14 protein-coding genes are annotated in these 10933 nt (G+C 58.6%); 4 read left to right on the forward strand and 10 right to left on the reverse strand.

The annotated features are described in order from the left end of the window. Positions 1-834 precede the first annotated feature (834 nt). From ABF824_RS13735 to ABF824_RS13750, 4 genes are all read right to left on the reverse strand, one after another. Complete coding sequence (locus ABF824_RS13735; RefSeq protein WP_415489571.1) at positions 835-1062, reverse strand: hypothetical protein; 228 nt, start codon at positions 1060-1062, stop codon at positions 835-837. A gap of 231 nt (positions 1063-1293) precedes the next feature. After that, positions 1294-1512 (reverse strand): hypothetical protein, encoded by a 219-nt coding sequence (locus ABF824_RS13740; RefSeq protein WP_415489572.1) that lies wholly within the window; start codon positions 1510-1512, stop codon positions 1294-1296. A 337-nt stretch (positions 1513-1849) separates the two neighbouring features. Next, positions 1850-2503, reverse strand: coding sequence for a Fic/DOC family protein (locus ABF824_RS13745; RefSeq protein WP_415489573.1), 654 nt, complete (start codon positions 2501-2503; stop codon positions 1850-1852). Further along, complete coding sequence (locus ABF824_RS13750) at positions 2493-2777, reverse strand: hypothetical protein (RefSeq protein ID WP_415489574.1); 285 nt, start codon at positions 2775-2777, stop codon at positions 2493-2495. Before ABF824_RS13750 ends, ABF824_RS13745 begins: the two co-directional genes overlap by 11 nt. Before the next feature lie 158 nt (positions 2778-2935). Between ABF824_RS13750 and ABF824_RS13755 the strand changes: the two genes are divergently transcribed. Genes ABF824_RS13755 through ABF824_RS13770 form a run of 4 tightly spaced genes read left to right on the forward strand, consistent with a single transcriptional unit; the run spans position 2936 to position 8530 of the window. Continuing rightward, the gene (locus tag ABF824_RS13755) at positions 2936-3703 is read left to right on the forward strand and encodes an ImuA family protein (protein WP_415489575.1); all 768 of its coding nucleotides are present in this window, start codon (positions 2936-2938) and stop codon (positions 3701-3703) included. Further along, entirely contained in the window at positions 3603-5126 is a 1524-nt protein-coding gene (locus tag ABF824_RS13760; RefSeq protein ID WP_415489576.1) for a Y-family DNA polymerase, read from the forward strand. Before ABF824_RS13755 ends, ABF824_RS13760 begins: the two co-directional genes overlap by 101 nt. Beyond that, positions 5102-5368 carry a hypothetical protein gene (locus ABF824_RS13765; protein ID WP_415489577.1) on the forward strand — a complete coding sequence of 89 codons (267 nt, stop codon included), beginning with the start codon at positions 5102-5104 and terminating at the stop codon, positions 5366-5368. The genes ABF824_RS13760 and ABF824_RS13765 overlap by 25 nt, the downstream gene beginning before the upstream one ends. A 6-nt stretch (positions 5369-5374) precedes the next feature. Further along, positions 5375-8530: an error-prone DNA polymerase gene (locus ABF824_RS13770; RefSeq protein ID WP_415489578.1), complete on the forward strand. Its 3156-nt coding sequence runs from the start codon at positions 5375-5377 to the stop codon at positions 8528-8530. Between the two features lie 177 nt (positions 8531-8707). On the opposite strand, the gene ABF824_RS13775 is transcribed toward ABF824_RS13770, so the two are convergent. The 6 genes from ABF824_RS13775 to repC form a co-directional block, all read right to left on the reverse strand. Then, on the reverse strand, positions 8708-8848 hold the full coding sequence (locus tag ABF824_RS13775; RefSeq protein ID WP_415489579.1) for a hypothetical protein: 141 nt from the start codon (positions 8846-8848) through the stop codon (positions 8708-8710). Beyond that, positions 8845-9255: a type II toxin-antitoxin system VapC family toxin gene (locus ABF824_RS13780; protein ID WP_415489580.1), complete on the reverse strand. Its 411-nt coding sequence runs from the start codon at positions 9253-9255 to the stop codon at positions 8845-8847. Before ABF824_RS13780 ends, ABF824_RS13775 begins: the two co-directional genes overlap by 4 nt. Next, positions 9252-9524 carry an antitoxin gene (locus ABF824_RS13785; protein ID WP_415489581.1) on the reverse strand — a complete coding sequence of 91 codons (273 nt, stop codon included), beginning with the start codon at positions 9522-9524 and terminating at the stop codon, positions 9252-9254. The genes ABF824_RS13780 and ABF824_RS13785 overlap by 4 nt, the downstream gene beginning before the upstream one ends. 81 nt (positions 9525-9605) lie before the next feature. After that, complete coding sequence (locus ABF824_RS13790) at positions 9606-9935, reverse strand: hypothetical protein (RefSeq protein WP_415489582.1); 330 nt, start codon at positions 9933-9935, stop codon at positions 9606-9608. Between the two features lie 152 nt (positions 9936-10087). After that, on the reverse strand, positions 10088-10378 hold the full coding sequence (locus tag ABF824_RS13795) for a DUF2312 domain-containing protein (protein WP_415489583.1): 291 nt from the start codon (positions 10376-10378) through the stop codon (positions 10088-10090). 55 nt (positions 10379-10433) lie between these two features. Next, positions 10434-10933 (reverse strand): replication initiation protein RepC (repC, locus tag ABF824_RS13800; RefSeq protein WP_415489584.1); only part of this gene is annotated, 500 nt, incomplete at its 5' end.

Here is a 10933-nt window from a genome sequence, read left to right on the forward strand (position 1 = left end):
TTTATGGAGCGGTATAACTAATGGGATTCAAAGATATATACAAAATAAAATGTTTCAATCTTTAATGTGTTGTTACAAATGCCATCGGCATGGCAAAATTCACATAGATTGTTTACGTGTCTGACCGACTTTGTTGCGCAAATACGGTGAAGGGATTCCCTGTCTGTATCCAGTTCGTCGTTCGGTAGCGCGTGGGCTTCGGCTTGCTCATCACACCCAGCGAACAAACTGAACTCCAACAGGGAATCCCTAGCCGGTATTGCTGCAACAAAGCCACTTATAGCGGTAACAATCGGATATTTTGTCGCTCTCATCTACAGGGCCAGGGTGTGATGATTGTCTCCCATGACCCGTTCTGAGCGCTCTTCAGGAAGGGACATATGGGGAAGTTCCGACGTTCGCGCTTTTTTGGATCGTTGGTGGAACCGCGCAAGGCTCGGGAAGGCTGGCTTCCCCAGAAACAATTCGACCGGTTGTGCCGCAGGGAGTACGTGGCCTGGCGGTTATGGCGGCGTGTCAGAGGTTTTTTACTGATCATCCTCTGTTTTCTGGGCTTCTGGGCCGTCACTGCAATATCATCCCTGATGAAGGGTCATGCCCCTCCATCAAAAACACACACTTCCCATCACGATCGAATACATCAAAGCCATCGACAGGGGAGCGCAAAAGGGCAGGCGATCAGATAAAGGTCGGCAGAAAGCAGGTGTTACGGAAACACGGGCACAGTGAGTTCGATGACATAGAGAGTGGACAGTAAGACTGCACCAAAAAGAATGGATCTTGCTCGTGCTTTATTTGAAGGTGCCATGATTCCGACCAAGAAATAGGCACTGCTCACAAATGTAGAAAAACTGAATACCTCAAACCACCACGTTGGTGCAGCCTGGAGCGTTCTCCACCACAGCGCAAACCACGCAAAATCAACGCCAGCGTAGCCCCACCAAACTGGACAAGCGGCCTGTAGAACAGATCGTATTTTATCTCCCAAAGCTGTTTCTGTATTTTAGGGTTATTTCTTGCCCATTCCAAAGCGGCGCTTTTTTGTTTGTCGCCCAGGGCCATGACAGAATCTCCTGTTTCCATTCTATTTGTAAGACTTGAAAACAGCGTAGATACATACGACGCTGATCACAGCGACGAACTGCAGTTTCGCGAATTTTGCTGTGGAATCGTTAAGGGCCGAATTAAGGTAGGCAAACATACCGGACGCGAAGATGCCTACAGCAGGCGTCCAGGAAAGCATAGTTTGAACATGATTCATGACGTTTTTCCTATTTTCCAGTATAAAGGTATTTATGTTTCTATCCGACCTAATTGGTCAGGCAGTTTATTATGCCCGATCAGGATTGGCCACGCAAAGACGACAAATGCCTCCAGTGAACGGGCATGTTCGCATCCGTTAAGCTTCAAATGCGGTGAATCTGCGACCGTTATCTTCGCAACAGAATAGATCGAGGTTTCATCAAGACTGAAATAGGCGGAACCCGTCCAGGTCCGCGTGCCGTCGGTCATCTGAAACACTTCGGTCTCCGACCAGTTCTCCACCCGCTCCGAACGCGACCGAAACCGGAGAGTGCATCCGCCAACGCAGGTCGTCTCCCACTCACGCCACGTCTGTGATCGGTCTTGCATTCGACTGTCTCCCTCTCTCGAAGCTGACAATCAATTTCGATCCATCGCGTGCGACTGAGAACGTCGTCGGAAAAAGATTTTTCTTCGCTTTTCCTTCCCGAGCAATCTCCCCTTCACGCCCGTACCATTCCTCACTCCATCACCGTGCGTGGGACGCACGGGCCCATGGGCCGCGAAGCGTGATGGATTGCTTTCCGTCTGCCATAATCGTCCTTCCTCATATGCCCGGAGAAGGAGACGCGGCTGTTACCGATTTTATCAGGGACGATGTGACGTGTTCTGCGGAAAGCGTGCCTGTTCTGATATACGGACTCACCAGACCATCCATTGCGCTGCCGGGAGACCTGAGTTCGTCGGTCAGAGCTTTCAGAAAGGCTTCTTTCGGGATTGCGCTCCAGTCAATATGGAAGCCCGCTCTGGCCGCCAGATCGGTGTGAACCGTGAGAATGGTCCGTCCGTTTCCGTCAAGGAACGGATGGGCATAAGCGAGTGCTCCGAACACTTCACCCGGATGAGTCCTGATTTTATCCGGGTCCATACCCATAGCCATCGCGTAGCGACCAGCACGGCACACATCCGCAGGGTGTGCGAACAGGTCATTCATGCCTCCTCTGCCTATGGCGAGATCGGGCGCATTGTGTTGGCGGTCTTCACCGGCCCACGGATAGACCGACTGAAAAAGAATCCGGTGTGTCTCTTTGAGAGCCGAATAATCAGGAGCAGCGATTCCGCTCAGGAACCTGAGGGCATGCGGGACATTTCGCGCAAATGCAGCACCTTCCAGCTGCCGAATGAGATGCGGGTCATTCGTTTTAAGTCGGTTCCTGAGATACCCGCGTGTTTCCCGGTCGCCAAACGGATCAAACGCCATCGGCTCTCTGTGTCAGGTACGCCGCATGCAAGGCGAAACATTCTTCATCTGAAAGAACGCCACGACGCCCTATTTCGATAAGCAGTCGCTCATAGTGATCGAAACTGGCGTCCGCTCCAGAAAGATGGGCGGCGGCGTCGACAAAGGTATCAACGGGCTCACGTTTGCCCGTTATGCCATTAATCCAGGCCAGGCGAGAAATAGCGGTTCTGGCACAACCGATCTCATCGACACTCAGTGAGGTCGGATCCTTCTCGGCAATGAGCACGGTCATGTCGCTACCTCTTCGCAATCGGTCCTGTTTTGTAACATATTTTCCGGAACGTGTCTCTCTCTTTGCACGGTTTTCGGTCTTTCCGCCGCACAGTTCATTCTTGACTCATGACGGTTATATGTTCTCTTTATGTTCCTGTTTTTGAGCGAGGACACATCATGGCCGGGAGAACAGCCGATACGCTCGCACTCCTGCGCGACGAGATCCGCCGCATGGAGCGGCATCATGTCTCTGCGGGAGTAAACGCTCGTCTTTCAACAGGCTTTGCCGCGCTCGATGACCGGCTGGGCGGGGGCCTGAGCCGTGGCCGCGTCCACGAGTTCCTCGGCGCCGGCTGTGACCGTGCCCTGCTCGCCCGTCCCACGCGCTTTGTCGCCCGCGTTCTGGCTCGCGCTTCGGGTCAGGTGGTCTGGCTTGCAGCACACCATCTCAACCTGCATGCGACCGGACTGCAGGGCGCAGGCCTCGCGCCAGGACGCCTGATCTGTGTGCAGTGCGAGCCCCGCGATCTTCTCCCGCTTTGCGAGGACACCCTGCGCGAGCGCGGGGTGGTGGCGCTGGTGTGCGATCTCTGCGTTCCGCTCTCCCTCACCGCGTCACGCCGCCTGCAGCTCGCGGCCGAAAGCTCAGGCACCACGGGCTTTCTGCTTCGTCCCACCCCGAACGGCGCACTACCGCCTCCCAGCGCCTGTGAAACCCGCTGGCGGATCGGCGCGGCGCGCCCGGTATCGCTGAACAGTGTGATCGGTCCGGAACACTGGCGGATCGAACTGCTTCGCAGCCGGGACGGACGGCCTTTCACCTGGACATACGGATTACCCAGTCATGCGACGGATCCTCTCGATCTGGCTTCCTCTGTGGCACACGGATCTGTGGCGTCGCCGCCACCCACAGGAGACCCGCGGAGCGGGACTTGTGCTGCATGAGCACGATGGGCGACGACCCGTGGTGATGGCGGCCGATCTTATAGCCCGTCAGGCGGGCATCCGTCCCGCAATGGCGCTGGCCCATGCCCGAAGCCTGATCGCGGATCTCGCGACATGCGAGGGCAACCGGAAAGAGGATGAGGCGGCTCTTGAACGGCTGGCGGCGTGGTGCCTGTGGTTGTGTCCCCTGACGTCAGCGGATCCGCCGGACGGCGTATGGTGCGACACCAGCGGTTGCGCCCATCTGTATGGCGGCGAGGACGCCATGCTCGCAGTCGTGCGCGAGAAGCTGGAAGCACTGGGGTATCATGTGCGTCTGGCGCTGGCCGACACGCCCGGAGCCGCCCACGCACTCGCCCGCTTCGGGCGCGGACGTGACACCCTTGTCCCGCCACGCGGCACGACGGCGGCGCTCGATCCTCTTCCTGTTGCTGCTCTGCGTCTTCCAGCCGAGACCTGCGAGGGGCTGATCCGTCTTGGGTTCACCCGGATCGGCGATCTGCGGCGCACAGCCCGCGCACCCCTGACACGGCGTTTCGGGGATATTCTGATGCATCGCCTGGATGAGGCGCTCGGTGTCCGGCCCGAACCGATCCGTCCAGTCATCCCGCCCGATGCCATTCGCGCGCAGCGCCAGATGCTGGAGCCAATCGGCACGGCCGAGGCACTGACGACTGTGATCGCTGAGCTGGTGGACGACATCTCTGAAACCCTGAGCCAACGCGGTCAGGGGGCACGTCAGATGGATCTGGTCTGTGAGCGTGTGGATGGCACACTTCAGCCGGTGCGGGTGGGCACGGCATCGCCCGTCGATCAGGCCGCCCACCTGCGTCGTCTTCTGGAAGAGCGGATCGCCGTCATCGAGCCGGGTTTCGGGATCGAGGTGATGACGCTCACAGTCTCCCGTCATGAAGCGCGACAGACTACGGGCGATCAGACCGTGCTTGAGCGCGGTCACGATGGAGAGGGCGACCTTTCCTGTCTGGTGGATCGTCTCTGTAACCGTGTCGGCGCAGCGCGGGTCTTCCGTCTCGCGCCCCGTGCCAGCCAGATCCCCGAACGTGCCCAGGCACAATGTCCTGTCACAAGCGAACAGGACGCCGTGGACGTCGCACCCGCCTTTCCTTTCGTTCGCCCCATCCGCCTGCTCGATCCGCCAAAACCCTTACGTGTCGAGGCCGAAGCCGAAAGCGGAGCACCGCAGCGCTTTCTGTGGGACGGCCGCATGCACTGTGTGTTGGCCACTGATGGTCCCGAGCGCATCCAGGGGGAGTGGTGGTTCTCGGACAGCGAGTTTCACGCCGCCCGCGATTACTGGATTACCGAGACCGAAGATGGCGAGCGCTTCTGGCTGTATCGCCAGGGCGACGGCACGCACAGCTGGACAGGGGATGGAGCATGGTTCCTCCACGGGCTGTTCTGATGAATGGGGCAGACGAAACGAAGGAATACCTGTTTCCGGCTTCGTCGTCCGAGATCGCCGAGGCACTGATTCATGGGCTGCGTTATGACGGCCGACGTCGCGTGCATGACGCCGACGAGCTGATGGCGCGCGTGGTGGCGGACCGCCTGGTCGAGCATCTTGAACGCAGCGGCTTTGTGCTGTGCCGCAAACCCGGCGCTCCGCAGCCGGACGCCACGCCACACCGTCATCCGCACGGGTGAGTTCCCATGACCGCGCCATCCTATGTGGAACTGCAGACCTGCACGAACTTCTCGTTCCTGCGTGGCGCCTGTCATCCTGACGAACTGTTCTCCCGTGCCGCCCGTCTCGGTTTTCAGGCGCTTGGCGTCACGGACCACAATACCGTCGCCGGCATCGTCCGCGCCCATGCCGCCGCACAGGCCCACGGCGTGCGGTTACTGCCTGGCGCACGCCTTGATCTGACTGATGGCAGTGTCCTTCTGGCCTATCCGGTGGACCGGACAGGCTGGGGCCAACTGTGTCGCCTGCTGACCCTCGGACATCGTCGTGGCGAGCGTGGCCGGCTCGATCTGACGTGGAGCGATCTGACAGACGAACGTGTCTCACACCTGCTGCTGCTTCTTTCTTCGGACGCCCCGTATACTGCGGTGCAGGACCGGCTGAATGCGCTCACGCGGATCCGCCACCACTGTGCCGGGATATGGCTTACCCTGAGCCGCCACTGGCGGGCCGGGGATACCGGGCGTCTGAACCTGCTGGAGCGAATGGCCGGCGCGGCTGACGTCGCCACAGTCGTGACCGGGGATGTGCTCTACCACACCCCGGACCGCAGCGTGCTGCAGGACCTGCTGACCGCCATCCGGCACAACGTGACGGTGGATACTCTGGGCGCGCTGCGTGAGCCCTGGCGGGACCGCTATCTTCGTGGTCCTGCTGACATGGAGTCACTCTACAGAGGGCATGAAGCGGCACTTTTCCGATCAGTCGAGATCGCTTCCCTGTGCCAGTTCTCGCTCAGTGAACTGCGTTACCAGTATCCATCCGAGACCGATGTCGAGGGAGAGGGATCACAGGACACTCTGGTTCGGCTGGTGCGCGAAGCGCTGCCATTGCGTTATCCTGCCGGTGCGCCCGAGGACGTGCGGCGCCAGCTTGCCCACGAGCTGAAACTTGTCAGCGAACTGGCCTATGCACCCTACTTCCTGACGGTGAAAACGATCGTGCGTCACGCGCGCTCGATCGGAATCCTCTGTCAGGGACGGGGATCCGCCGCCAACAGCGCCATCTGCTACGTGCTCGGAATCACCGCCATCGACCCGGTGCGTTCCGGTCTCCTGTTTGAACGCTTCATCTCGGCCGACCGGCGCGAACCGCCTGATATTGACGTCGATTTCGACAGCGACCGTCGTGAGGAGGTGATTCAGTGGATCTACCGGCGCTACGGCCGCCAGCGGGCCGCCCTCTGTGCAACCGTCATGCGCTATCAGCCAAAAGGCGCGGTGCGTGACGTCGGTAAGGCGCTCGGTCTGCCTGATGATGTGCTGGGCCTGCTCTCGAAACATCTTGCATCAGCTCTGGACGACAAAGGAAAGCGCGAGACCTGTGCGCGCGAGATCGGTCTTGATCTGAATGACCGTCGTCTGGGGCTGACCTTCTACCTTGCCCGCCAGGTGCTGGGGTTTCCGCGTCAGCTGGGAACACATCCGGGCGGCTTTGTCCTGACGCATGACCGGCTTGACGAGCTGGTGCCGATCCAGCCTGCGGCGATGGAAGATCGGCAGATCATCGTCTGGGACAAGAACGACATCGACGAACTGCGCTTCATGAAGGTCGATGTGCTCGGTCTGGGGATGCTGGGTTGTCTGCAGCGCGCTTTCGATCTTCTGGTGAGACATGGGCGACGCGCCTATGACATGGCGTCAATCCCGCCCGAGGACGCACAGACTTACGCGATGATCGCCCGGGCCGACACGCTCGGCACCTTCCAGATCGAGAGCCGCGCCCAGATGGCGATGCTGCCACGCACCCGGCCGCGCACATTCTACGATCTGGTGATTCAGGTGGCGATCGTCCGGCCCGGCCCCATACAGGGCGACATGGTGCATCCCTATCTGCGTCGCCGTGAGGGTCTGGAGCGCCCCGATTGTCCTTCGCCCGCCCTGCGTCAGATCCTCGGCCGCACACTGGGCGTCGCGCTGTTTCAGGAGCAAGCCATGCAGGTCGCCATACACTGCGCGGGGTTTACACCAGGCGAAGCCGATCAGCTGCGACGCGGCATGAAAATGCGGGATCATACCGCTTCCATCACCGACTTTCGTGAAAAGATGGTGTGCGGCATGGTCGCCAATGGCTACACGCAGGAGTTCGCCGAACGGACCTTCCGGCACCTTGAAGGATTTGGCTCCTACGGATTTCCCGAGAGTCATGCAGCGAGTTTCGCGCTGATCGCTTACGCCTCGTCGTGGATGAAGTGCCATCATCCGGACGTCTTCTGCGCCGCTCTTCTGAACAGCCAGCCCATGGGGTTCTATGCGCCAGCCCAGATCGTGCGGGATGCACGGGAGCATGGCGTTGAAGTCCGACCGGTGTGTGTGAATCACTCGCGCTGGGACTGCACGCTTGAAGGACGTCCGGGTAGCGCCCGTCTCGCATTACGTCTCGGTCTGCGCCTGGTCAAAGGACTGGCCAACGCTGATGCTGCACGTCTGATCGTCAATCGTATGCCTCTCTACGACACTGTTGAAGATGTCTGGCGCCGTGCGGATGTTTCAGGTGCGGCTCTGGAACGTCTGGCGGAAGCAGACGCCTTTGCCAGTCTGAACTGTGACCGCCGTGCTGCGCTGTGGCAGATCAAGGGGCTGGCGGATGAACCGCTTCCGCTGTTCGCGGCAGCAGATCTTGGGCGTAACCGGCCCGCTCCGGAAGTCATAGAACCTTCGGTCGTTCTGCGTCCGATGACCGAAGGCTCGGACGTGGTGGAAGACTATATGGCAACCGGGCTTTCTCTCAGGGCGCATCCGCTCGCGTTTCTGAGGGATGGGCTTACGAAAAGAGGCGTTATTCCCTGTGAAGATCTCACGACCTTGCGGGACGGAACCCGCATCGTGATTGCCGGGTTGGTGCTGATGCGCCAGCGTCCGGGCACGGCGAAAGGTGTGATGTTTATCACGATTGAGGACGAAACAGGGGTCGCCAATCTGATCCTGTGGAAAGACCGGATCGAGGCGCAACGGGCCATCGTGATGGGGACGTCTCTTATGATTGTCCACGGCACCCTGCAGCGTGAAGGCGAGGTCATGCACGTTGTGGTACGAAACCTTGAAGATGGGACCACGCTGCTTAGACAGATTGGAGAGAATGATCGCAGACCGGTCGCTGTAAAAGCACGAAACTTTCAGTAACCGTCCCGTCTGTTGCGCCACCATACCCAGATAAAAAAAGCCGCGATTGCGATAAAAACCACAACGCTGGTGACTATGGGCCCGGTGTGCGGAAGAAGGTGGATGCCCGTGCGAGCTATTTCGCGACCGCGCTGTAACCCGGGCAAAGCCTCAGAGGGATCGACTTCCAGAGTTTGGCTAGCGGCCATGGTCAGACCCCTTATCGGGTTTTGAGAATGGCGCCGGAAGTATGATCGCTACGATTGCTTTCACCGCAGAATCAATTTGATCATCAGTAGGCGTGGCCAGTTCTTCGTTGTTAGTCTGGGCGTCATTCATGTCATATCCTCCAGCCAGTTCTCGACCTTCAGCCCTCTGATGCGGCTAAACTCGCGGACGTTATTCGTCACCAGAGTGACTTTGAGAGCGTAGGCATGAGCCGCGATCAGAAGATCATTCATGCCGATTACTTGCCCTGCCGCTTCGAGTTCAGCACGGATACCGCCATATTCTCCGTCAGCCGGAATATCGAACGGCAATACCGGTACAAAGGTCAGCACATTTTCAACACGGGCCAGTAGTTTTGCAGAACCTTTCTTCGCACATCCATATCGCAGCTCCGCCGCAACGATAATACTGGTGCACAGGTCGCCAGGGTCGAGATGTTCGATGCGTCGCGCCGCCAGTCCGGACGGATTGCGGACAAGATCACTGATGATGTTGGTATCAAGAAGATAGGCGCTCACAGGACATCTTCCGGTCTGGCTGCCGCATCTTCAACATCTGGAAAGTCATCCTCGGGAGCGAGCGGTGGCTCTTCCCGCCATGCAGCGAGCAGTTCGTTCAGCGTTGTCGGTGCCTTCACGGGCTCAAGAACCAGCCTGTCACCATCACGGTGAATAAGAACGCGATCCCCCGGCAACTCGAATTCGACCGGAATACGTACTGCCTGACTACGATTATTGCGGAACAGTTTTACTTCCCGAGGTCGGGGATTGATTTCCGGAACAGGCATATCGCCCTCCTCTTTGTATATCCCGTATTGTATATGCCATCTCATATCAAAGCAAGAATTTCGGTTTTCCGTTACGCAGTTTTATCGCTGCCAGCCCGCAACTCCCTTAAAAGCCTCATTGAGGATCGCCGTGACATTTACCTGGGTCTCGGGATCGCCAGCGTAAACAGGGCTTCTGAGGACGCCATAATAGAGTTCGCGCAGTTCGGGCAGGGACGGATTACTCTGCGTCACGACGGCCCGTATCTCATCGAGAACCTGTGCGTTCGTCGCCTCACCGCTCTGGCGCAATGCATGATACTCTTCAAGAGACGCACAGGACGCGGCCTGTTTTTCCATCTCGACCAGCGGCGCGAGGATTGTCACCAGCTCTGTTGCATCAAGTCCCATCAGAATGTGCCTCTCCAACACGATGACTTTTCCGAAGTGTGTCCAAAACTGACACACGCCTTTTCTCTTCCCGAGCAGACCGCCCGTCTCGCATCCTCAATGTCACATCTGTCGGCGTGCGTGGGACGCACGCGCCCATGGGCCGCGAAGCGCGGCAGACGGTCACGATCGCCTCACATACCCAGAGAACGCATATAGATGTGCAGAAGCGTCTCCATTTCTTCGATCTCCGTGGGCTCAAGTTTTCGAAGCTTCAGGATCTGCTTGATTGTCTTCACATCGAAACCGGCCGATTTTGCTTCATTAAAAATATCCTTGATGTCGCTGGTCAAAGCTTTCCGCTCTTCATCCAACCGCTCTACCCGTTCGATGAAAGAACACAGACGCTCAACGGCGATCCCTCCAACTGCTATCGGGGCAGCGACGTCCTCGGCCTGCGTGGTGTCTTCAATTTCTGCCAGCATGAACCTCTCCTTTCGTCTGCCCATTTTCTGGAGTTCTCGTGCGACTGAAAACAGGTCAATGCACTGCTTTCGACGCCTCAAGATGTTCAGCCAGACCGTATAGCGAGCGATCGAGAGCCAGCGTTCCGTCTGCATGACGGGCAATCATGGCTCTCAGCATACCGCCGGGTGAACGGACCTCACCCCGGCCATGCCGGGCAGCGATGACGCAGAGCGCGACGGCCGCCTCGTAGGGACCAAGGACACTCACGGCCTGACGCCACGCATGGGTGGAAACGCCCAGCCCGTGGCACAGGAAGGGTATTGCCTCCATGATCTCCCGCTCGGACGGATGACTGCTTGTGCACAGATCCCGCAGGCCGGGCGCGATCTGGAGAAGGAAGGATGGTGTGGCCCTGAACCCCCGCAATGGCGAGGTGTTGGGCTCAGGCTGCGGCTCGACCCCGTTACGCGAAGCTTCATGAGCCTTAGCGGCGCAGCCGCTTCCGCTTACTGTAGCTTTAGGCTCAGGACCTATTAATTTATTGAACTGAGCGAGCGGTTGTGATTCACAGG

Source organism: Acetobacter sp. (genome assembly GCF_047721705.1).
In the GTDB taxonomy this organism is placed as follows: domain Bacteria; phylum Pseudomonadota; class Alphaproteobacteria; order Acetobacterales; family Acetobacteraceae; genus Acetobacter.